A 22822-nucleotide genomic window follows, 5' to 3' on the forward strand; every position below is an offset into this window, starting at 1 on the left:
TACCGCCCTCGTTAGGATGGGACGGAAGTGAGGTGCATGTCCCATGAGCCTCAAGTCGCCCAAAACCATACGAGGAGTTGCCATGCCCATCGCCACACCGGACATTTACGCCGAGATGATCGACCGCGCGAAGGCAGGCGGCTTCGCCTACCCCGCGGTGAACGTTACGTCTTCCCAGACCCTGAACGCGGCTATCCGTGGTTTCGCCGAGGCAGGATCCGACGGCATCGTGCAGGTTTCCACCGGCGGTGCGGCCTACTGGTCCGGAGCCTCCGTCAAGGACATGGTTGCCGGTTCCCTCGGGTTCGCAGCGTTCGCGAAGGAGGTTGCGAAGAGCTATGACGTGAACATCGCCCTGCACACCGATCACTGCCCGAAGGACAAGCTCGACGACTTCGTGCTGCCGTTGCTGGCTGCATCCGAGGAAGCCGTCAAGCGCGGCGAGGACCCCCTGTTTCAGTCGCACATGTGGGACGGCTCCGCGGAAACCCTCGAGGAGAACCTGCGGATCGCCAAGGAGATCCTGCCCCGCGCCGCGGCGGCGAAGATCATCCTCGAAGTTGAGATCGGCACCGTCGGCGGTGAGGAAGACGGCGTCGAAAACGCCATCAACGACAAGCTTTACACCACGGTCGAGGACGCGATGGCAACCATCGACGCTCTCGGCGCCGGAGAGAATGGCCGCTACATCACTGCGCTCACGTTCGGAAACGTGCACGGCGTCTACAAGCCCGGTGGCGTGAAGCTGCGCCCCGAGATTCTCAAGGAAATCCAGGAGCAGGTGGGCCAGAAGATCGGCAAGGACAACCCGTTTGACCTCGTGTTCCACGGTGGTTCCGGCTCCTCTGACCAGGAGATCGCCGACGCCGTTTCCTACGGCGTGATCAAGATGAATATCGACACCGACACCCAGTACGCGTTCACCCGCCCGGTAGCGGACCACATGTTCAAGAACTACGACGGCGTTCTGAAGGTCGACGGCGAGGTCGGCAACAAGAAGACCTACGACCCCCGTGTATGGGGCGCCTCCGCAGAAGCCGGCCTGGCTGCCCGCGTTGTCGAGGCGGCCAAGTCCCTTGGCTCAGCCGGCAAGAAACTCTGATGTCCGACGAGTTCCGCAGGAACCTCCTCGGCCCCGAGCCCACCCTTCTGCCCGAGGAACCTGATGTGGTGTCGCGGTTGGCGGCCGGGGAGGAGGCTGTCGATCTGGCGGCCAAGCACCCGACGTCGTCGTTGGTGTGGGCAATTCTCGCCGACGAGGCGTACCGCGAAGGCCGGACCATCGAGTCCTACGCCTACGCGCGCACCGGCTACCATCGTGGACTGGACTCCCTTCGGCGCAATGGGTGGCGTGGTGCCGGTCCGGTGCCGTACTCACACGAACCCAACCGTGGGTTCCTGCGGGCGTTGAACGCGCTCGGCCGTGCTGCTGCCTCCATCGGAGAGATCGAGGAAGCGGAACGCATCGCCAAATTGCTGCGTGAATCGGATCCCGAGGCAAGCGAAAAGCTCGCCGGAACCTGACCATTCGGCAGTAATGACTGAGGGCCGCCCTCCCGCGGGAGAGCGGCCCTCAGGCGCTGTACTGTTCGTCGATGGTTCTTTAGCGATGATCTAGAGGAGGTCGCCCGCCGTGTCGCGGGAGGGCGATTCCGTCAGTGGCAGAACCGTCGTCGTCACGTCTACAACCTGCGGCTTCTTCGGTACGGAACTGAACCCGAAACGTACCCGCGGACGCACATTGGTCAGCACGCCGAGCGGATCGCCCGCCCACGACGCCGTTGCGGACGTAATCAGCCGGGAACCGGTGACGCCGTAGTACTGCCGGCGGCCGTCCTTCGTGGTGCCTGCGGTGCGCACACCGGGCATGAGCACCCTGGCGATCGGGTTGATCGCGGTGAGCCAGCGCGGATGGGTTCCGATTGACCGGGGAACGAGGCCGAGCACACGCCCGACCGTGGTCATCTCGCCCAGGTCCGCCCGGACCTTCAGGGGTCCGGCGTCAAGAGCGAGCGAGTCTTCACCCAGGCTGACGGTCAAGGGAACCGTGCGCACAATATCGAAGGAATAGGCTCCGGCAACGTAGTCCGCAACGGTCTGCGTCGGCGCCAGCAGCGTGCGCGTACCTTCCGCGCTCTGCACCATGACGTCGGTGAATGCGCCCAGGGGGGAGCTGGCCCACATGCCTATCACGATGCGCACCCCTGATGTGGTGCCCAGGCTCGCGATATGTCCTACGAATTGTTCGGTCTCGGCGCTCATGGTTTCCATTATGTACGGTGCGCCCGTCCGCGCCACTGGACCGACGAGCGCACCGCCGCCGTTAACCCTCGCGCTGCTCGTCTTCCTCGTTGACGGGGCGGTCGTCATCCGCACTGTCCGTTGCGGCGCCCGACGGCGTCGCCCCGCCCTCGCCGGTCCAGTCGCCCTGGTTGCTGGCGTCAGCGGCGGGATCGGACTGGACGTCCGGGTCAACGGGCGGCTTGCCCGGCAGGTCCTCGTTGATTTCCTGCGGCTCGTCCGACGTGCTTTCGCTCATGGTCTCTCCTCACGCTCGCAATAACTGACATCTGAGTCCTACGCCCCGGCGACAGCCGGCGTCAAGGCGCTCGACAGCGTCAGAGCCCCAGCTCGTCCAGTACGGGAAGCTTCTCGCGGACCAGATTACGTGCGTCCTCGGCGGTGCGCGCGGTGAGCGCGAGCCGCGCCAGTTCCTGCGCCTGCTCCAATGTCACGGTCTTGAGAACGGCCGCGACGGCAGCCAGAGACCGCGCTGTCATGGACAGCGTGGTGACACCCAGGCCCACAAGTACGACGGCGAGGGCAGGATCCGCTGCGGCCTCACCGCACACGCCCACCGGCTTGCCGTTGCCTTCCGTGCCGGCGCCTTCCACGGAGAGGCGCACGAGGCGTAGCACCGCCGGTTGCCAAGGAGTGTTGAGGGCGGCCAGCGGCCCCAGTTGGCGGTCGGCGGCCATGGCGTACTGCGTGAGGTCATTGGTCCCAAGGCTCGCGAAGGACACCTCCTGCAGGATCGCATCGGCGGTCAGGGCGGCGGAGGGCACTTCCACCATGACCCCCGGCGTCTTCAGCCCGGCCTCGGCACACATGGAGGCGAACTTCGCGGCCTCGTCCGCCGTCGAGATCATCGGCGCCATTACCCAGACGTCCGCCTCCGACTGCTGTGCGGCACGGGCGATGGCCTCAAGTTGGCGACCGAGAACACCGGGAGACGTGAGGTCCGTGCGGTAGCCCCGGACGCCGAGGGCAGGGTTGGGCTCGGTTGCGTCGGTCAGGAAGGGAAGCGGCTTGTCCGCCCCGGCGTCGAGCGTCCGGAGGACCACCTTCTTGCCGGGGAAGGCGTCGAACACTCCCTGGTAGGCAGCGGCCTGCTCCTCCACCGTCGGCTCGCTGTCACGCTCGAGGAAGCAGAACTCGGTCCGGAAGAGGCCGACTCCTTCGGCTCCGAGCCCGGCGGCCGCTACCGCGTCCTTCGCCCCGCCTACGTTGGCGAGGAGGGGGACCAAGTGGCCGTCCGCCGTCGTGCCCTGGCCCTCGAAGTCGGCCAGGAGCGAGGCTGTCTCGCTCCACGCAACCGCGGCAGCGCGTTCCGTGTCGCCCGGTTCTACGACGACAGTTCCGGCTGCACCGTCGACGTACACCTCGGCGCCGTCGGGTAGTTCGTCGATGCCGGCCGCAGCCACCACGGCAGGGAGGCCGAGGGAACGGGCGATGATGGCAGTGTGCGACTGGGGGCCGCCGCCGGAGGTCACGAGGGCAAGCACGGTGGCCGGGTCAAGCGTTGCGGTGTCCGCCGGGGCGAGGTCCTCCGCGACGAGGATGAACGGCGTGTTGGAGGCCGGGATTCCGGGTGCTGCCTGTCCGCGGAGCTCAGCAACAATGCGGGCGCGGACGTCAAGCACGTCCGTAGCGCGTTCAGCCATGTATCCGCCGAGGTTGTGGAGCATCTCGGAGACCGAGGCGGCGGACTCCCAGACGGCACGCTGGTTGGACGTACCCCTCGCGATCAGTTTCGCGGCACCCTTCAGGAGCATGGTGTCCTTGGCCATCAGCGCCGTGGCCTCAAGAACCGCTTTGCCGTCGCCGGAGGCGCGCTCTGCGCGTGCCTTCAGTTTGTCGTGGACCGCCGTGGCGGCCTGTTTCAGCTCGGCGGTTGCCTCCTCGGCCTCTACGCCGGCGGGCAGCTGCTCGCCGGTCGGAGGTTCACTGACGGGTTTGGGCATCTGACGGATCGGGCCGATCACTCGGCCTGGGCTTACGCCTACTCCTTGGAAGTTCTGCACTGAAGGTCCTCATTTCCTGCCGATGTCCGTCACCGCGTAAGAATTTACTCTAGCGAAATTAGTCTGTGACGCAGTTCATATAGCGTTGCTATAGGTGCTAGGCTAGCGGCCATGAGTTTCGAAGGCCAGCCACCGGCGAAGATGAGACTGCTGCGTGCAGCCGCAGAACTGCTGGCCAACTCCGCTGGAGCTCCCATCTCCACTCGCCAGATCACTCAGCTGGCGGCGGTAAGCGCGCCCACCCTGTACCACCACTTCGGTGACAAGGAAGGCCTGTTTGATGCGGTGATTTCAGCTGGGTTCGAAGAGTACGTGGCGGGCGAGCGGGATTTCGCTCCGTCCGGTCAGCCGCTGGAGGACATCCGGCGGATGTGGGACAACCACGTGCAATTCGGACTCAACCAGCCGGAGCTCTACCTGGTGATGTTCGGTAACCTCCGTCCGGAAAGCCGCCCCGCCATCGTCGCTGATGCCGAGGCGCTCATGGAAGAGATGCTGAACAAGGCGGCTGCTGCCGGCCAGCTAAGTGTTCAGCCGCGGGAGGCGGCCAGGAGCATCCTGGCGGCCAACGTGGGAGTGACGCTCATGCTGATCGCAGAAGCTGTCGCTGACCGGAACCTCGACCTCTCCACCATGACCCGGGACGCCATGATTTTCGCGGTGTCCTCGGACCAGGCGGACCAGAATGAAGCCGAGTCGTCCGGAAAATCGTCGGTCGTGGTGGCCGCGATTGCGCTAAATGCTGCACTGCAGGCTTCGCATTCCGATCAGCTGTCCAGTTCCGAACTAAAGCTCTTCCTTGAATGGCTCCATCGCATATCCACCAGTTAGTCCTCCACATCTATCGGACCATCCTGCGCTGAAGCGGGACTCACGGTTAGGAAATCACATGGCAACAGAGACAGTTGCAAAGCCCCGAGGCGGTATGAGGGTCGGCGTCCAGAAGTTCGGGACGTTCCTGTCCGGCATGATCATGCCCAACATCGGTGCATTTATTGCGTGGGGCCTCATTACCGCGCTGTTCATCGAAGCGGGTTGGCTGCCGGTACCTGAACTCGGCGGCTTCGGCACGGATGCGGAAGGCAACCCGAACACCGGGCTTGTCGGCCCCATGATCACCTACCTGTTGCCGCTTCTCATTGCCTACACCGGCGGGCGGATGGTCTACGACGTCCGGGGCGGCGTCGTTGGCGCGATCGGCACCATGGGCGTGATTGTGGGTGCCGGTATTCCCATGTTCATCGGTGCCATGATCATGGGTCCCCTCGGTGGCTGGACTATGAAAAAGATCGACAGCATCTGGGACGGCAAAATCAAGCCGGGCTTCGAAATGCTGGTCAACAATTTCTCCGCCGGCATCTGGGGTGGATTGCTCGCACTGATCGGTTTCTACGGTATCTCCCCGCTGGTTGAGGCATTCAGCACGGCGGCCGGCAACGTTGTACAGTTCCTGGTGAACAACGGGCTTCTGCCGCTCACCAGCATCTTCATTGAGCCTGCCAAGGTCCTCTTCCTGAATAATGCCATCAACCACGGCGTACTTACGCCGCTGGGTGTCCAGCAGTCGCTCGAGGACGGCAAGTCGATCCTCTTCCTCCTCGAAGCCAACCCCGGACCCGGTCTGGGCATCCTCCTGGCGTACATGTTCTTCGGTCGCGGTGCTGCCAAGGCATCCGCACCCGGAGCCGTGATCATCCACTTCCTCGGTGGTATCCACGAGATCTACTTCCCCTACGTGCTGATGCGCCCGCTGCTGATCCTGGCAGCGATCGCCGGCGGCATGACGGGCGTTGCAACGCTTGCCATCACCAATTCAGGCCTCGTAGCACCGGCGGCGCCGGGTTCGATCTTCGCCGTGCTCGTACAGACCGCCCGAGACAGCTACTTCGGTGTGATTCTTTCGGTGATCCTTGCGGCAGCGGTGTCCTTCCTGGTGGCATCGATAATCCTGAAGACCGCAAAGCGGAAAGACATCGACGACGCGGATGACCTCGCCGCTGCCACCACCCGGATGGAATCCATGAAGGGCAAGAAGAGCTCGGTTTCCTCCGCACTCACCGGCGCCGGCGCCGTAGCTGTCATGTCCGGGCCCATCCAGAACATCGTCTTCGCCTGCGACGCCGGTATGGGCTCCAGCGCGATGGGCGCATCTGTTCTGCGAAACAAGATCAAGGCCGCCGGTTACCCTGACGTCAAGGTGACCAACGCCTCCATCGCCAACCTTCGTGATGACTACGACGTTGTCATCACACACCAGGACCTGACGGAGCGGGCCCAGCCCGCAACCGCCAGCGCCGTGCACGTCTCGGTGGACAACTTCATGAACAGCCCGAAGTATGACGAGATCGTGGAACTGGTCAAGGAAAGCCGCACCGGTGACTCGGAGGGTTCTGGCGACGCACCGCCTGCCGCCGGGACGCCGGGAGGCGCGGACGCGTCCAACGCCGACGCAGCTGCCCGGACCGGTGGTGCCCACGCCGCGGGAGCTCACGCCGCAGAAGCGGTGAGCGAGTCGCCGTCGGACGTCCTGGTAGCCGAGAGCGTTGTGCTCAGCGGTACGGCCACAAACCGTGACGCAGCCATCGACGAGGCAGGACAGTTGCTGCTGGCCCGAGGGGCGGTCGATGAGGGCTACATTCAGGCGATGCATGAGCGCGAGGAGTCAGTCTCCACCTACATGGGAAGCTTCCTCGCGATACCGCACGGCACCAACGCGGCCAAGGACCACATCCGCAAGTCCGCTGTGTCCGTCGTCCGTTACCCCGACGGTCTCGACTGGAATGGCAAGGAAGTCAAGTTCGTGGTCGGCGTCGCCGGCGTGAACAACGAGCACCTGCACATCCTGTCCTCCATCGCGAAGGTGTTCACCGATAAGGCGCAGGTAGCTCAGTTGGAGGCTGCAACGTCGTCCGAAGAAATCCTCGAAATCTTCCGAAAGGTCAACGCATAGTGAAGGCAGTTCACTTCGGAGCAGGGAACATTGGGCGCGGCTTTGTTGGGCTGCTCCTCCACCAGGCGGGCTACGAGGTGGTGTTCGCGGACGTCGCGGACGCCCTGATCAGCGAGTTGGCAGGCGCGGAGAGTTACCGCGTCCACGAGGTGGGCGAGCAACCGGCGGAGCATACGGTCGACAACTTCCGGGCGGTGAACTCGAACACCGAGGAGAACCGGCTGGTTGAGGAGATCGCCACCGCGGACATCGTCACCACAGCGGTAGGGCCGCACATCCTGAAGTTCGTGGCTCCAGTGATCGCCGAGGGGATAGCGGCGCGGGCGGGTGATTCCGCGCCGCTGCAGGTCATGGCGTGCGAGAACGCGATCAATGCGACCGACATCCTGCGCGAATCGATCGAAGCTTCCTGGGACGAGTCGAAAGGCAGCCTTGCCGATCGAGCGGTCTTCGCGAACACTGCGGTGGACCGCATCGTCCCGAACCAGGAGCCCGGCCAGGGCCTCGACGTGACGGTGGAGACCTTCTACGAATGGGTTATTGACCGTACTCCGTTCGGGGATAACCCGCCGGCGATTCCGGGAGCGATGTTCGTGGACCGGTTGGGTCCGTACATTGAACGGAAGCTGTTCACCGTGAATACCGGTCATGCGTCCGCGGCCTACTTCGGATACGAGGCTGGACTCGAGAAGATCTCGGAGGCGATGGCCGATCAGGAGGTCGCCGGTAACGTCCGTGCAGTTCTCGGGGAAACCAAACAGCTCCTGGTGGACAAACACGGCTTCGACGCCGAAGAGCAGGAAGCGTACGTCCAAAAAATCCTCGGGCGTTTCACCAACCCGCATCTGCCGGACACCGTCAACCGGGTGGGCCGCGCGCCCCTGCGCAAGCTCAGCCGGAACGAACGGTTCATCGGACCGGCCGCTGAGCTCGCTGAGCGCGGAACCACGCCGGATGCGCTGTTGAAGGCGATTGCGGTGGCGTTACGGTTCGACGATTCTGAGGACGCCGAGGCGGTGGAACTGGGGCGGCTCCTCGCATCCTCGGACGCCGATGAGGCAACAGAGCGCATCACCGGGCTGGACCAGGACCATCCGCTGTTCCCGGCCATCCGGAAGCTGGTGGAAGAGCGACAGGCTGCTTCCGTCTGACGCCGGCTAAGCTGTAGCAAGCCGCGGCGCCGTACTCTCCCCGGGGTGCGGCGCCGTCGTCGTTGGGCGCGTGCAGGTCCAATTTAGGGGTTGACACCGCGAGTTCAATGGTGCGTCACTATACTGCTGGATACGAGCCGTTGGTCACGGCACAGACGGGCGGGGACCGGATGAAGAAAGCACACCAAGCAGTCATCATCGAAAACGACGCGGAAGTCCGCGCGCTCATTGCTGTCGCCCTCACCCAATGACGAACAAGGATCACCACCCAGCCGAACCCATCCAACCAGTGCGCGGATCCGAACATACCTTTCAGGGTGGTGTAAGCATGTTCGTGGCGCCGCTCGTATCACTGATGGGCGTGGGTTTGCTACGAGGCCAGCAAAACCCGCCTCCCGTTTACTCGCGTACGGAGATCCGTCTCTGTCCCTACTGTGCGCTGGTTGGAATGAGGTGTTGGCGTGAGTGCAACATGGCTGGCTAACTCCACCGTACCTATCGCCGACCGGCAACAAGTAGTCTCAGAAGTTCTCCGATCCCTGTCTTCAAACTATCTCTTTGGATCAGTCGTGGTGGGCAAGCCGGGCGTGGGCAAGTCCAGTCTTCTGCAGGAGGTACTCGAGGACGAAGCTGTGGGCGCCCACGTCGTTCATCTGCGGGGGACGGCACTGTCTGCGAACAAGCCTCTTAGTGCTCTGGGCTTTCTCCTGAACGAGCTCGGTATCAGCGCGGAGCAGGACCCTCAGATGGTTGCTGAGTCCTTGGCGCGCCACTTCAACGAAAAAGCGAATGGCGGACAGACCGTCGTAGTCGTCGACAATGCAGACAGTCTCGATGTGGACTCGGCGGACGTAGTGGCCCAACTGGCGCTTGATCGGTCAGTGAAGCTGCTGATTGCCTGCAGGGACCTGACACGCTCCCCGTCCAGTCTGATGACCCTTTGGTTGGAGGGGGCCCTGCTCCGGATCGACCTGGATAAACTGTCGCTCTTCGAAGCACGACGACTATTAGCTCGGGCAGTCAGGGGCAGGCTGTCTCGCAGTGCCGTCCACGCATTGTGGGAGTACAGCGCTGGAAACGCCCGGCTTATGCAGCTGCTGATACATGACTTCATCAGTTCAGGGAAGATCATGCGTCAGGGCAATATATACGTCCTCGGCCGCGGGCCTCTTAGAGTGTCACAGCCGACAGCAGATGCGGTTCTGGCACACCTGGGCCCACTGACTGACCAACAAATTTCTCTACTTGAGATGCTGTCGCTGGCAGGTCACATGCCGCTCGCGATGGCCTCCGATCTCGGTCGGGTTGAGGACTTGGACCATCTGCACGCTATCGGAGCAATCATATTCGCCCAGGACACGCACCACCTCGTGCGCGCGGATCGTCTGGTTGCTGCGGTGGTTCGAGGACGCGTTGGCCCCTTCCGGAGAGTCGGCCACTTGGCAAGGATCAAGGAAACCCATTCCAGCCCCGGAGCTCCTCCAATTCATCCCGTGAGGTATGCGGAGTGGACCCTCGAATGCGGGCTGCCGTTGGACGCGGATGTGGGGCTGTACGCTGCCTCTGTTGCTAATGACCACGATGACCCCGAGACCGCACTCAAAATCGTTGCCGGCATAAGTGGTGACAACAGTACGCATTTGCCGCTGCTCCTCGAGACGGCAAATGCCCACCTTCGAACTGACGATGAGACGTCCGCCGCCCGGTTGATGCGAACATTCGTTGCAGCGGCGTCCAGGCAGTTCTCCGGGGCTGAATTGAAGCGGCTCGTAATCCCGGAAGGCGGGGCGGTCCGGGTCCAGTTGGAGATCGCGCGTTCCATCCTGACCGGCCAGGGAAACCCTTCGATGCGTCCCGCGTTCAGCACGCCCAAACCTGCCCTTGGGGAGGGCGAGGTCCTCCTGGCAGAGGTCGAGCGAGCCGCAGGGGAGGGCCGGCATGACGTAGTCCGGTCCCTGCTGGAGGGACAGCAGGGACAGCAGGGACAGCTGAACGTTCATTGCCCTGAAGTGGAAATTCAACTTCAGGGACTATTGGCGTTGGCGCACGCGGTAACTGACCGTCAACACGACGCCCTCGGTCTTGCTGAGCGGATTGCATCCTCCGCGCAGTCGCTGCCGATGCCCGAACAAATACGTGCCCGTTTGGCCTTTCGTCTGCAACTGATCTTTCTCATCACCGGCCGACACGGTGACGGCTTCAGCCAGGTCGCGCAGAACCGATACTCGTTGTCCGGGGACGGGACAGCGGGGGAGCTGATGGAAGGGTTGGAGCTCGCCCATCACGGTCAGGCAGGCGAAGCTCTGGAACTCCTTGTCCCTGCTTTTGCCCAGCTGCAAGTCTGGGATCCCGTAGGTTTACGGTGTGTCGGCGCTGCTGCGACGGCTTACTGCCATGCCTTGCAAGGGAACTTGGCCAAGGCGAGCTCGTTGATGTTGCCGCTTCAGGACGTGGGCCGGGCAACGCCGGTGCGCCAGCCACTTTTCGGTGTGCACTATTTCCGGGCATTGACGCTTGCGTTGCTGGGTTCTACAGCCGAGGCGCTAGACAATCTGCGGGAGTTGGCGGAAGAGGAGTTCAAGGCGGGCCACTTCGGATTGGAGCTGCCAGCCCGCGCTGCGCTTGTGCGTTTGGGCGATCGATCGGCAGCCGCGGCTCTCCTGGATACGGCGCGCCGCACCCAGGGTCCCTTCTCCGATGTTTGCTCCCTTTTCGCCAACGGCCTGACCGCAAAAGACCCAGAGCTGCTGCTGAAAGCCGTCCATATGGCCGAGTCGATGGGTCATCAGCTGCTTGCGGCCGAAATCACCGAGGCGGCTCGTGCCATGGCCGTTTCCTCTGGTGATCGGGTGCTCATGCGGCAAGTCCAGCGAGTGATCGTCAATAGCACAACCTACGAGGAAGACACCTATATAGAGCGGCGGCTCAACCTTCTGACTCCACGCGAGGAAGAGGTCGCAAGGCTCGCGAAGGCTGGGATGAGCAACAAGGAGATGGCCGGTCGAATGCAGGTCTCGGTACGGACTGTTGAGGGACATCTGTACCAGATTTATGTGAAGTTGGGGGTGAACAGCCGCAGTGATCTTCTCGATGCGCTCGAGAACTAAAGGACCCGATCATGACGGGTCGCAACTGGCTGTAGATACACGTCGGTAAGCTCCCGTACGGTCCTTTCACCGCAGTCGTGCAGTGCGATCAACAGGCTGTCTGACACACGCGCGGAACCTTTGCGAACGCGCAACTCTATGTCTTCTGCCACTGATTTCAGTTGGTCGGCTCCGAGCATCACCGAGGAAACCTTGATGCCCATAAGGACGTTGATTGCCGCCCGGCGATCCTCGTCCGCAGACGCGTCAAGCAAGCGCGCGTACCGGGCATCCCAGATACTGATGAAGTCCTGAACGAAGTTACGCACCGGTGTTGCATCGTGGAAGTCGCTTTCCATTGCCCTCAGCGCAGTGAGGTCAAGTAGTAGCGGCGGGTCTTTCGTTGGCATTGGACTTCTCCGTGAGCGGCTGTTTGAGGTTGGACGCGCACCTGTTCGTTCTTACAAAGACGACGGCGGGCGGACGGGCCCGGTATATGACCGCTCCCGCCCCCCAAGTCCCTTTAGGCCGTGTGATCCGAGGCATCGCCGGAGGATTGGGTTGCCACTTCTGAGCGGGGCACCATCCGGGCTATGGCCATACCCGTCGCGAGCAGCGCAAATCCTGCCAGCCCTGCCCAGAAGAAATCTCCGGCTCCGGTGTAGGCCAGAGCACCTGAACCGACGCCTGCTGCCAGGGGTGAGGTTGGGTTGTTATACATGAATTACCATTTCCTTTCGGATCGGCGCATTACATCGAAATACGCCCGGGCGTGAATAACTTGTAGGAAAAAGTCGTAAGGGAGTTCATACATGGTTGTGCTTAGGATTCGGTTAGTCCAAGTCTTGTCCTTTAAGGTTATGAATCTTTCCAACACGAATATGCCGGTTATGCCGAGCCAGAACGGATGGATGCTTAGGCCGCCGAAAAGTACAAGGCTCGAGATCAATGAGGCGATATATGCAAGTGTCACGAGGATTCCGGCCAGGCTGAGAAGCTGGCGTCCCCAGTAGCCGGCGGTCACGCGAGTGAAGCCGTACTGGAAGCAGTTCTCGACGGCTCCGCGCTTCCACCGCAGCCGCTGCATCCAGAGTTCTTGCCAGGAGGTCATGGCATCGGTTACGAGGAGGCAATCCGCCGGCGCGAGAAGTCTCATCCCGACCGTCATGACGGCGAAGCTCAGTTCGTTGTCTTCCGTCAGAACCGTCGTGTCATAGACGCCGCCTAGGCCGTCGCCGGCGGGAAGCTTCCCTTCCAATCGCGCCCGCGCAATTCTCCGAAGGGTGCTGACCCGGAATACTGCAGCCGTTCCGGTGACCACCAGGCATTTGCCTTTGAGCCGGCGTACATCCCGGGCGTAACGGGCGTATTCATTGTCCTGCAGATGGACGATGAATCGTTCAGCAATGGGTGCGCCTGAGCTCGGCGGTACGGCACGAAAGGTCCCTCCGACAGCACCCAAGGAGGGGTCGGCCTTGATGTGCCGTTCGGCGTTGACCACGAAGTTGGCATCGAGGATCGAGTCAGCATCCTGCACCAGTATGGTGTCGTCGTCATGCAGCGTTGGCAGCAGTCCGGCCAGGAACTGATTGAGCGCTCCTGCTTTCTTCGCCGTGTTCCCCTGAGTTTCATATACCGAAACAGCCGGAAGCCCTGAGCTGCGCACGAGTTCAACGGTCCCGTCCGTGCAGTTATCCGCGATAACCACTATCTCGTCAGGGGGTGAGGATTGCCCTACGAGGCCTCGCACCGCCTGGAGGATAAGTGTTTCCTCATTATGAGCGGGAATAAGTGCAACTACTCGTGAATTGGTCCGCGATATAGCCGCATGACGACGCTCCCGCGCCAGAGCGTCGCGACGCTCCCGTGCTGGCGCAGCATGCATAGTGTCTCCTCGACAATTAGTGATTGTTAAGGAGACTATTCGGGATATTTCCGCTTCACACGCGTAATTTTCACGCGAATATATGAGTAATTTACGCAGTGATTACGTGCAGTCAGCAAGGTTTTCACCCGGTGCTACGGGGGTACTACGTGGAGCATGGAGGTGTTCGGCACCCGTATGACTCGCGTGATACTCGTACCGGGCAGTAGGAGCACGGAGTCCTCCCAATGGAGTAGGCCGGCAGCGCGTGGCGGTGTCAGGAAATGCTGTTCATGATGTTCCAGCCTGAGCCGACTTGGACGCGCGGCTTCCACCCTCCGGAGCCGTCGCCGCCATAGAGCCACAGCGCACCGTACTGGTCGCGGGCGAGGACGTCGACGGTTCCGTCACCATTGAAGTCGCCCGGCGCGACGAGGCTGGAGAAGCCCTGCCAGCCGGAGCCGATCCGGGTGCCGGACTTCCAGCCGCCGGCGCCGTTGCCGGCGTACAGGTACAAACCGCCCTTCGAATCGCGGGCCAGCACGTCGGCGTTGCCATCGCCGTTGAAGTCGCCGGGGCCGACGATGGCGTTGAAGCCCTGCCAACCGGATCCGATTTTTACCCGGGACTTCCAGCCCCCGCTGCCGTTGCCGGGATACAGGTGCAGAGCGCCGTACATGTCACGCGCCATCACGTCAACATTCCCGTCGCCGTTGAAGTCTCCAGGCGCAGTCAGGCTCGTGAACCCATGCCAACCGGAGCCCACCTTCACACGCGAATCCAAGCCGCCTGCACGGTTGCCCGGGTAGAGCCAAAACGCTCCGTACTTGTCGCGGCCAAGCACGTCCGGGTTTCCGTCGCCGTTGAAGTCGCCGGGTGTGAGGATGCTTGTGAAGCCCAGCCAGCCGGAGCCCACCTGGGTACGCCCGAGCCATCCGCCGGTTCCGTTGCCAACGTACAGCCACAGCCTGCCTAGGGTGTCACGAGCCAGGACGTCCGGACTGCTGTTGCCGTTGAAGGGGACCGCAGCGGGAGCTGGAGTGAATGAGAAGTCCCGGATCACAACTTTCTCGGGCTTCACTGCGGATGGTTTGCCTCCTCCGCCTCCTGTCACCCATAGGTTGAAGTGGATGGCTTCTTTGGCCGGAACCGGAACCGTTGCACCTTCGAGCACTGTGCGTTTCAGCACGCGTCCCGTGAAACCCTCGCCGGCGAAGGTTTCGAAAGTCAGTTTCCCGGGTTCCCAGATCATCCGGTGTGTCAGGACGGAATCGTTGGTCACCCCGAAGGTAATCGTGTTGTTGCCCTGACCCGGCGGTTTGGTTGCGTCGAACCAGTAACCGTGACCTTGGCTCACGGGCCATGATTCGCCGTAGGCTGCCCCGCCTCCCCATGCTGATGCCTCGCACAGGTCGATTTCGTTGTATCCCGGGGCAGCAGCCGGATCGTAGGTGAACAAGCACCCCCACACCACTTCCTTTTGCAGCGACGCCAGGTTCTTCTCCACCGTTGTGCTGTAGGTTCCGTACCCGAAACCTTCACGCGTCGATTGGAACTCCGCGCCCACCGGCGCTGTCCCCGTCGGGTTAGAGAGAGTCAGGGTGACGTGTCCGTTGATGTCTGGATCACTCACATTTCCTGGGTCGAAAGCTCCGTTGTACTGGGGCGCACCACCCCAGAATCGTTTTTCCCAATTGAATCCTTGCCAGGCGAAGCTGCCGGCTGGGCCCGGGTCAGCGGCCGTGGACGTGCTTTCGGTCGCCTGCGCTGGCCCTCCTATCGCAGGGAGCATGAGTAAGCTCGAAACAGTCAGCAGGGCGAGGGGTTTGAGCCATCGCATAGGACGAGCCGGGCGGCGAGTATCAGATGCTTTGCTCCTGGAAGCACGGCTTGCGTAAGACATTCGAGCGAGGGCCCCCTGCTGTTGGTAGCCCGGCTGGCCCCTGGGGCCCCGTGGCTTTGCGTCCCCGGCTCACACCGGGTTTGCCTTTATCGATGAGCGGTTGCCCATACGCGTTGCACTGATCAGAAATAGCGGCTCCTCGATTATGGGAGGTGACCCCTCGGAGAAGACGCCAATTAGACCCAGCTAGCACGCAAAAATGACGCAGCTTCTTCCAAGGAGATCTGCCGGTCTACTCGGCTTCGCGGTCACCCAAGGCGACGGGGCAAGGAGGTGACGTAACTACCGGGCGTCCAGGTCCTCGGTGCGCAGGGAGGTCAACGGCGCGTTGGGGTCCTGCAGCGTGCAGTCGCCCCGAAGCCGATGACGACGGCGCTCAGCCTCCGGCCGTAGTCCCCGGTGGAGCCGGTCAGGGCCAGGGAGTGCAGCACGGAGCAGTAGCCGGCCAGTTCGATCTGCGAGGAGGCCGCAGTCAATGGTGCTCAGGGTGAAAAACTGCCCCCACTGAATGTGACCGACACGGGGTTGGTCAATCATGCCGGGCCACGGCTGACGGTCGCACCATGGATTCATGAGCGAGTGGAAGTCATACCGACGCCAACCCGCCGTCGTTACAGCGGCGGTGGCCCTTCTTTCGTGTGTCCTCTTCTGGGTGATCGGAATGGCCGGCGGATTGGCCTTCCTTCAACGTCCTGCAGATCCGATGTCCGCGCTGCTCGGGCTCTACGCCATGCTTGTAGCAGTGGTCGTGTCGGTCATCGTGGCCGGTGGCGCGGCAGCCTACCTCGCACGGAGCATGCCCAGACGAGTCAAGAGGTAGGAGACGACGCTTCGCATCCCTGCCGGTGCCGTCACAACCATTTGACGCGCCGAGGGCGTGAGTGAATGGCTGTCACGTTCTGCCTGTTAACTGGTCCCTGACCAAGCATTGGGTTCTCTTTTTGGGTTCACAGAGTCCGGGTCCGGTTGGGTGTTCCTTGGAAGACGGACGGTGAAAGTGGTGCGACCGGGTCGACTATCGACATGGATTGCCCCGTGGTGAGCGCAGACAATTGCATGGGCGATCGACAGTCCCAACCCTGACGTCCCGTGTCCGCCGGTTCGTGCTTTGTCGGCACGGGTGAAGCGGGAGAAGATGTGATCGACGAAATCGGAGGCGATGCCCGGGCCATCATCCGTCACCGTGAGGATGATTTCGCTACTTTTCACAGTCAGGCTTGTAACGACGGTGGTCCCAGGATCGGTGTGCTTATGAGCGTTTGTGAGAAGGTTTATGAGGACTTGGCGCAGATGGTTCGCATTCCCGCGCACGACCACGGGCTCGTCGGGGAGGCGGACGCTCCAGTGTTGCTCCGGAGCGGTGATCCGCACATCACTGACTGATTCGATGATGAGTTCTGTTACATCGACATCTTCCTCCGCACCGGAGTGTCCTTCATCGAGCCAGGCGAGCAGGAGCAGGTCTTCGACCAGTGTGGTCATTCTTAGTGTTTCTGATTCAACCCTGCGCAGTGAAGCGTCGCCTTTTGGTCCGAGGTGTTCTGTCATACGGATCAACTCAGAGTGGCCGCGGATCGCAGCCAAAGGTGTTCGCAGCTCATGGCTGGCATCTGCGACGAATTGACGGACTTGAGTCTCGCTGCGTTGTCGTGCGGTTAGGGCGCTTGCAACGTTGTCGAGCATTCTATTGAAGGCGTGTCCCACGTTGCCCATTTCAGTTTGAGGAGAACCTGGGGAAGCACGCGCAGCCAGGACAACTTCACCCACATCCAGGGGTAATTCGGCGACATTTGTTGCTACCTTCGATAAGTGATCCAAGGGACGGAGGGTCCGGCGGATAACGATTGCCGCTGAGATCCCGGTGAAAATGAGTCCGGCTAGGGAGATCGTGGCCATTGCGCTGGCCAGTGCGTTCAAGGTGGCGTCCCTGTCAGCAGTCGGTATACCCGTGACGAGGATATGACCTTCCGTGTCATCTACAGCGATCAAACGGTAGTGACCAATAGACAGTGAGCGGTCAACAGGCTCGCGACTTTCGGGCAGACTGTTGACCACCTCGATGTCGGCTGTCGATAAATCCTGGTGTTCCCCTCCGATGGAGTGCAACCCGGAATAAAAGACCTCACCGTCCGATCGGTATGCGCTAAGTGTGCCTGCCCCCTGAGCGGGAACGTCCACAGAGCTTCGATCCATCTGTGACCTTCGTGGGGGTATGGGATCTCCAAACCTAATCGTCCGGTTCGAGGCTCTATGCAGTTGGCTGTCGAGCTGTTGGGTAAGGATCACATTCATAGCGGCGTAGCTCAGAATTCCCAGCGAACCGCAGATGACGGTGAGCAGGACCAGAGTTATCAGCAACAGTTTGGTTCGCAGTTTCCATGAGGAAACCGGCCAGCCGAAGGAGGAATTTTGAATCCGTGCAGCCCCTACGGGTTCAGCTGGTAGCTTCTCCATGATCTTCCTTTGCTGGCTTGAGGACATACCCTGCGCCGCGCACAGTATGAATCATGGGTTCACGGCCCACGTCGATCTTTTTCCGCAGGTAGGAAATGTTCAGTTCGACGACGTTCAACTGGCCGTCAAAATCGTAATTCCAGACATGTTCCAAAATCTGGCTTCTACTCAAGACCCGCCGGGAATTTTCCATCAGGAAACGAAGTAGGTTGAACTGCGTCGCTGTCAACTGGATACTTTGGTCGGCCCGGCTGATTTCGCGTGTATTCAGATTCATCGTCAGGTCACCAACCACCAGCTCGGCCCTGTCTATGGCTGTAATTCCTGCGCGTTGGACTAGCCTGTGCAAGCGCAGGACGACTTCCTCCAGGCTGAAGGGTTTAGTGACGTAATCATCACCTCCGGCAGTAAGACCGGTAATCCGGTCTTCCACACGACCTTTTGCGGTCAGGAAAAGTGCGGCAATGGATGGATTTGAGGCCCGGACCTTGCGGAGAACCTCAACACCGTCCAGCCCGGGAAGCATCACGTCCAGCACCAGAACGTCCGGGCGGAACTGGTGCGCTAGTCGAACAGCAGAGGGGCCGTCGGCCGCTACCATGACGTCCCACCCCGACAATCTGAGCACCGCACTGACCACCTCAGAAAGGGCGGGCTCATCATCGATCACCAGAGCACGCACGCGGGACCCATCGGAACGCCGCAGTAGGGGTAAATGCGTCATTATTGAATCCGATGTGTTCGAGGTCATGAATGCACTCTCCCTCCTCCATAGCAAGGGTCCAACGCTGCCGATGCCAACAAGTAAGGATTGGGACAAAGCCGGGGTCAATACGTTGGCGATCTTTAAAGGCAAATTCACAGGACTCCTATAACTCAGGCATAGAGCCGCCTGCTGGACTAGAAGCCGTTACGGGATTCCTGTTTCTTCGAGGCGGACCTCCCTACTGCTTGTGCAAGTACGACTAGAGGAGAATTACATGCGGTTCTCTGACCCTGTGAGAAGGTCGCGAATGCTTGGAGTCGATGCAGCACGCGGTGTCGCCCTCATCGGCTTGATGATTATCCACATTCTCCCTGGCACCAATGACGACGATGCCCCGACCGTCCTATGGACAGTGTTCGCCGGCCATTCTGCTGCCTTGTTTGCCCTGCTGGCCGGAGTGTCACTCGCTTTCACTTCCGGGAGCCAGCGCCCAGTGAAGGGCGCGGCACTCAAGGCAACCCGAGGCTCTGTGGCGGTCCGTGCCGGTCTCATCACGGCCCTGGGGCTCACTATCGCTTACGTTGATACGCCGCCCTCCATCATCTTGGCCTACTACGGGGTGATGTTCATGCTGGCGATTCCCGTGCTTCGACTCTCCGCCAAATCACTGGCCTTTCTTGCCGCAGGGATTGCAGTGGCGGGCCCTCTCACTGTGCAGGCACTGCGGGACTTTATGCCCGAACCTGGTTTCGATCCCAGTTTCACAATGCTCTTCACGGAACCCGGTGTGCTGGTCAGTCAGCTGCTCTTCACCGGCGAGTATCCAGCGCTGCCTTACATGACCTATATCTGCGCCGGACTAGCCATCGGCAGACTCGATCTCAGGTCTCGCCTAGTACAGATCCGCGTGACGTTGGCAGGGCTTGTTTTGACCGTCACCAGTTGGCTGCTTTCAGGCCTCCTCTTGGGTCCACTCGGAGGGATCGACCGCCTACTGGAGTCGTCACCAAGCCTGAGCGCGGAGATGATTGACGAGATGCTGATCTGGGGGCCTGAGGAATACCTGCCGACTACTTCACTGTGGTGGCATGCCATGGTGGCCCCCTACTCCACCACGGTCCTGGAAATGCTAAACACCACGGGCACGTCCATCGCCGCGTTGGGGGCGGTGCTGCTCCTCGCCCGCTTCACCACCGAGCCACTGATGCCGTTGGCCGCCATGGGCAGTATGACGTTGACCCTCTACTCGGCCCACCTGCTTGTCCTCGCAACCGGCTTTCTGGAAGAACAACCCGATGCTTCCCTCATCCTCCAAATCGTTGTCGCTGCGATCTTCGCTTCTCTGTGGCGACGAACCCACCATCACGGGCCGCTCGAAGGCTTAGTCGCAACTGCAACAAGACGCACCCGTACTGGCCTCTTAACCAACCCTTAAAACAGCTCGGCTGAATCCCGCCCAGCTGTGCACGTTTCGTGCCAGAACACTGCGCTGCGATCGAGGCAAGCCGAGCACCAAATAGGATGCACCCATTACCCGGTCACAGGTGCTGGCCGGCTCAAGCGCTCGGCGAGGCCGATCGCATTGAACGGTGCGTGGACCTTCACGTCATTGTCGAAGTACACGTAGACGTCGCGGCCGCGTTCGTCCGGGCACGTCTGCCCCGACAGCCAGCCCGCGCACAGCGCCGCCCACTCATCCAGCTCGGCATCCGTATAACCGCTGGTGTAAAGCTCGGTGCTGCCATGCAGCCGGACATAGACGACGGCGCCGGTCACCTCGCGGAACTGCGGCCACTTCTCTGCCGAATCGGCCACCACCAGTGCTACGGCGTGGCGTCGCAGGATCTCGTAGCATTCCTCGCTGCCGAAACTCTCGTGACGTGGTTCGAGCACATGCTCGATCGGCCGGTCGGCATCCGTCGTGACCCAGTCGCGGTCCTTGAGGCGCTCGTCGTGCCCGCGGGAGAGGGAGGCGGCTGCCGTCGTCGTGCGAGGCAGTTGCGAAAGGAAAGTGTCCAGGAGATCCGCATCGAACCGGCGGGTGGCGGGCAGTTGCCAGAGAACCGGGCCGAGCTTCGGCCCGAGAGCAAGGACGCCTGAGGCAAAGAAGTTGGCCAGCGCAGTCTCGGCGTTTCGCAGCCCGAGCATGTGCGTGATGTACCGCGGGCCCTTGACGGAAAATCGAAAATCGTGGGGCACGGTGTCACGCCAGCGAACGAAGCTGTCCCGGTGCTGGAGTGAATAAAAGGTCCCGTTGATCTCGATGGTGTCGAGCTGGGACGCGGCGTACTCTAGCTCGAGCCGCTGCGGGAGGCCGGCCGGGTAGAAGGACTTCCGCCAGGGAGCATACCGCCACCCGGAGATGCCGATACGGGCTCGAGGGGCGGTCTGGTCCATGCACAGAACGTACCTTGCGCTCCTTGCCGGCGAAACCCGTTATCACCCCAGTCCCGCCGGTCCCGCCCACCTTCGAGAGGCTTAATATCCCGGCGCCGCGGGGTCCTGGCTTCGGCTGTAAGAGTATCGGGACGGCAATTCCATGGTCGTGAAGGCGGAGGTGCCGGGCATTGACCCTGACAAGGATGCCGACATCACGCTGACCGCAGACCAGTTGACCATCGAGGTCAGCCACCAGGAGAAAACCGAGCACAAGGACAAGCGCGGATACCGGTCCGAGTTTCGGTACGGTACCTTCTCCCGGACAGTGACTCTGCCGGGGGCGGTGCAGGAAGAAGATATCCAGGCCTCCTACACCGACGGGATTCTAGAAGTCCGGTATCCCGGTGTCTGAGCGGGACGAAGGCCACTCCCGGAAGATTCTCGTAACCCGCAGCAGCGAGTAGATCGATTCCCCCACGCGACCACTGGACGCCGGGGTGTGGAGATCGGGTAACGGTAGGAGTCTGCGTACGCGTTGTCCGCTAAACTTGCGTGGTAAGAGCCCCGGACTTCGAAGCGGAGAACGCTTGCGGAAGCCTTGGGGCGTTCTCATGCACGGCGGCACAATTCGCGCGGCACCCGGCGCGCACTTCTGTCGCCAAACAATGGGGGAGGATCCCATGCCAGCAATTGTGATTGTCGGAGCCCAGTGGGGCGATGAAGGCAAAGGCAAGGCCACTGACCTGCTCGGCGGGCGCGTGGACTACGTCGTGAAGCCGAACGGCGGCAACAACGCCGGGCACACCGTCGTCGTGGGCGGTGAGAAGTACGAGCTCAAGCTCCTTCCCGCCGGCATTCTCAGCCCCAACGCCGTGCCGATCATCGGCAACGGTTGCGTCATCAATCTGGAGGCGCTGTTCCAGGAGATCGACGGACTTGAAGCACGCGGCGCTGACACGTCGAAGCTGCGCGTCTCCGCGAACGCGCACCTCGTGGCCCCGTACCACCAGGTGCTGGACAAGGTCACCGAACGCTTCCTCGGAAAGCGGGCCATCGGAACCACCGGCCGCGGTATCGGTCCGGCGTACATGGACAAGGTCGCCCGCCTGGGCATCCGTGTGCAGGACGTGTTTGACGAGTCGATCCTTCGCCAGAAGGTTGAGGGCTCGCTGAAGCAAAAGAACGAACTGCTGGTCAAGGTCTACAACCGGCGCGACGTCGAGGTCGAGGAAATCGTCCAGTACTTCACTTCCTTCGCCGAGCGGCTGCACCCGCTGGTCATCGACTCGACCTACGTGCTCAATGAAGCGCTCGACGCCGGCAAGGTGGTCCTCATGGAGGGCGGGCAGGCGACGTTCCTCGACGTTGACCACGGCACCTACCCGTTTGTGACGTCGTCAAACCCGACCGCCGGCGGCGCCTCAGTCGGCTCCGGCATCGGCCCCACCCGCATCAACCGGGCGGTGGGCATCATCAAGGCGTACACCACCCGCGTCGGCGCCGGACCGTTCCCCACCGAGCTGTTCGACGACATGGGAATCCACCTCCAGAAGATCGGCGGAGAGTTCGGCGTGAACACCGGACGCCCGCGGCGCTGTGGCTGGTACGACGCCGTGCTGGCGCGCCACGCTTCCCGCGTCAACGGATTCACCGACTACTTTGTGACGAAGCTCGACGTCCTGACCGGTATTGAGAGCATTCCGGTGTGCGTGGCGTACGACGTCGACGGCGTCCGCCACGACGAAATGCCCATGACGCAGACCGACTTCCACCACGCGAAGCCCATCTTTGAATACTTCGACGGCTGGACCGAGGACATCACCGGAGCCCGGACCATCGAGGACCTGCCGGAGAACGCCCAGACCTACGTGCGGGCGCTCGAGAAGATGTCCGGCACTCGCTTCTCCGCCATCGGCGTAGGCCCGGACCGCGACCAGACGATCGTGATCAACGACCTCATCGGCGGATAGCCGGGTCAACACAGCAAAACGGCTAGGTTCCTGGAGAACCTAGCCGTTTTGCTGC

The 22822-nt window shown here is 61.8% G+C and carries 21 protein-coding genes and 1 riboswitch; of the genes, 10 read left to right on the forward strand and 11 right to left on the reverse strand.

What is annotated here, in order from left to right; all coding sequences use genetic code 11:
- Positions 1-43 precede the first annotated feature (43 nt).
- Together fbaA and AC4D1W_RS07370 are read left to right on the forward strand one after the other, a co-directional pair.
- Positions 44-1102, forward strand: a complete 1059-nt coding sequence (gene fbaA / locus AC4D1W_RS07365; protein WP_490891297.1) for a class II fructose-bisphosphate aldolase — start codon at positions 44-46, stop codon at positions 1100-1102.
- Positions 1102-1524, forward strand: coding sequence for a DUF3151 domain-containing protein (locus AC4D1W_RS07370; protein ID WP_490891299.1), 423 nt, complete (start codon positions 1102-1104; stop codon positions 1522-1524). Before fbaA ends, AC4D1W_RS07370 begins: the two co-directional genes overlap by 1 nt.
- A gap of 90 nt (positions 1525-1614) precedes the next feature.
- Here AC4D1W_RS07370 and AC4D1W_RS07375 read toward each other — a convergent pair whose 3' ends face one another.
- The 3 genes from AC4D1W_RS07375 to ptsP form a co-directional block, all read right to left on the reverse strand.
- The gene (locus AC4D1W_RS07375; RefSeq protein ID WP_490898284.1) at positions 1615-2262 is read right to left on the reverse strand and encodes a hypothetical protein; all 648 of its coding nucleotides are present in this window, start codon (positions 2260-2262) and stop codon (positions 1615-1617) included.
- Positions 2263-2323: 61 nt separating this feature from the next.
- Complete coding sequence (locus AC4D1W_RS07380) at positions 2324-2539, reverse strand: hypothetical protein (protein WP_490891301.1); 216 nt, start codon at positions 2537-2539, stop codon at positions 2324-2326.
- Positions 2540-2618: 79 nt separating this feature from the next.
- Positions 2619-4304 carry a phosphoenolpyruvate--protein phosphotransferase gene (gene ptsP, locus AC4D1W_RS07385; RefSeq protein ID WP_490891302.1) on the reverse strand — a complete coding sequence of 562 codons (1686 nt, stop codon included), beginning with the start codon at positions 4302-4304 and terminating at the stop codon, positions 2619-2621.
- Positions 4305-4415: 111 nt separating this feature from the next.
- On the opposite strand from ptsP, the gene AC4D1W_RS07390 reads away from it, so the two are divergent.
- From AC4D1W_RS07390 to AC4D1W_RS07405, 4 genes are all read left to right on the forward strand, one after another.
- Entirely contained in the window at positions 4416-5135 is a 720-nt protein-coding gene (locus AC4D1W_RS07390; RefSeq protein WP_490891303.1) for a TetR/AcrR family transcriptional regulator, read from the forward strand.
- A gap of 58 nt (positions 5136-5193) precedes the next feature.
- Positions 5194-7254: a PTS mannitol transporter subunit IICBA gene (locus tag AC4D1W_RS07395; protein WP_490898285.1), complete on the forward strand. Its 2061-nt coding sequence runs from the start codon at positions 5194-5196 to the stop codon at positions 7252-7254.
- Positions 7254-8405, forward strand: coding sequence for a mannitol-1-phosphate 5-dehydrogenase (locus AC4D1W_RS07400; RefSeq protein ID WP_490898286.1), 1152 nt, complete (start codon positions 7254-7256; stop codon positions 8403-8405). The genes AC4D1W_RS07395 and AC4D1W_RS07400 overlap by 1 nt, the downstream gene beginning before the upstream one ends.
- A 461-nt stretch (positions 8406-8866) precedes the next feature.
- Positions 8867-11512, forward strand: coding sequence for a LuxR C-terminal-related transcriptional regulator (locus AC4D1W_RS07405; protein ID WP_490898287.1), 2646 nt, complete (start codon positions 8867-8869; stop codon positions 11510-11512).
- Here the strand turns inward: AC4D1W_RS07405 and AC4D1W_RS07410 are convergent.
- From AC4D1W_RS07410 to AC4D1W_RS07430, 5 genes are all read right to left on the reverse strand, one after another.
- Positions 11509-11901, reverse strand: coding sequence for an Hpt domain-containing protein (locus AC4D1W_RS07410; RefSeq protein WP_490898288.1), 393 nt, complete (start codon positions 11899-11901; stop codon positions 11509-11511). The genes AC4D1W_RS07405 and AC4D1W_RS07410 overlap by 4 nt on opposite strands.
- A gap of 113 nt (positions 11902-12014) precedes the next feature.
- A complete protein-coding gene (locus AC4D1W_RS07415; RefSeq protein WP_490891309.1) occupies positions 12015-12212 on the reverse strand; it encodes a hypothetical protein in 198 nt (65 codons plus the stop codon).
- A gap of 3 nt (positions 12213-12215) precedes the next feature.
- A complete protein-coding gene (locus tag AC4D1W_RS07420) occupies positions 12216-13376 on the reverse strand; it encodes a glycosyltransferase family 2 protein (protein WP_490898289.1) in 1161 nt (386 codons plus the stop codon).
- A 256-nt stretch (positions 13377-13632) separates the two neighbouring features.
- Positions 13633-14988 (reverse strand): FG-GAP-like repeat-containing protein, encoded by a 1356-nt coding sequence (locus AC4D1W_RS07425; RefSeq protein ID WP_490898290.1) that lies wholly within the window; start codon positions 14986-14988, stop codon positions 13633-13635.
- A gap of 290 nt (positions 14989-15278) precedes the next feature.
- Positions 15279-15353: riboswitch (cyclic di-GMP riboswitch) on the reverse strand.
- Positions 15354-15575: 222 nt separating this feature from the next.
- The gene (locus AC4D1W_RS07430) at positions 15576-15734 is read right to left on the reverse strand and encodes a hypothetical protein (RefSeq protein ID WP_490898499.1); all 159 of its coding nucleotides are present in this window, start codon (positions 15732-15734) and stop codon (positions 15576-15578) included.
- A 95-nt stretch (positions 15735-15829) separates the two neighbouring features.
- On the opposite strand from AC4D1W_RS07430, the gene AC4D1W_RS07435 reads away from it, so the two are divergent.
- Positions 15830-16078, forward strand: a complete 249-nt coding sequence (locus tag AC4D1W_RS07435; protein ID WP_490898291.1) for a hypothetical protein — start codon at positions 15830-15832, stop codon at positions 16076-16078.
- 86 nt (positions 16079-16164) lie between these two features.
- Here the strand turns inward: AC4D1W_RS07435 and AC4D1W_RS07440 are convergent, their stop codons facing one another.
- Positions 16165-17712: a sensor histidine kinase gene (locus AC4D1W_RS07440; protein WP_490898292.1), complete on the reverse strand. Its 1548-nt coding sequence runs from the start codon at positions 17710-17712 to the stop codon at positions 16165-16167.
- Positions 17693-18463: a response regulator transcription factor gene (locus tag AC4D1W_RS07445; RefSeq protein ID WP_490898293.1), complete on the reverse strand. Its 771-nt coding sequence runs from the start codon at positions 18461-18463 to the stop codon at positions 17693-17695. Before AC4D1W_RS07445 ends, AC4D1W_RS07440 begins: the two co-directional genes overlap by 20 nt.
- A gap of 229 nt (positions 18464-18692) precedes the next feature.
- Between AC4D1W_RS07445 and AC4D1W_RS07450 the strand changes: the two genes are divergently transcribed.
- Positions 18693-19853 carry a heparan-alpha-glucosaminide N-acetyltransferase domain-containing protein gene (locus tag AC4D1W_RS07450; RefSeq protein ID WP_490898294.1) on the forward strand — a complete coding sequence of 387 codons (1161 nt, stop codon included), beginning with the start codon at positions 18693-18695 and terminating at the stop codon, positions 19851-19853.
- Between the two features lie 95 nt (positions 19854-19948).
- On the opposite strand, the gene AC4D1W_RS07455 is transcribed toward AC4D1W_RS07450, so the two are convergent.
- Entirely contained in the window at positions 19949-20815 is an 867-nt protein-coding gene (locus AC4D1W_RS07455; RefSeq protein ID WP_490891316.1) for a DUF72 domain-containing protein, read from the reverse strand.
- A gap of 142 nt (positions 20816-20957) precedes the next feature.
- Between AC4D1W_RS07455 and AC4D1W_RS07460 the strand changes: the two genes are divergently transcribed.
- The gene (locus tag AC4D1W_RS07460) at positions 20958-21209 is read left to right on the forward strand and encodes an Hsp20/alpha crystallin family protein (protein WP_490898295.1); all 252 of its coding nucleotides are present in this window, start codon (positions 20958-20960) and stop codon (positions 21207-21209) included.
- 268 nt (positions 21210-21477) lie between these two features.
- The gene (locus tag AC4D1W_RS07465; protein ID WP_490891318.1) at positions 21478-22767 is read left to right on the forward strand and encodes an adenylosuccinate synthase; all 1290 of its coding nucleotides are present in this window, start codon (positions 21478-21480) and stop codon (positions 22765-22767) included.
- Positions 22768-22822 lie beyond the last annotated feature (55 nt).

The organism is Arthrobacter sp. TJ-170, from assembly GCF_058269305.1.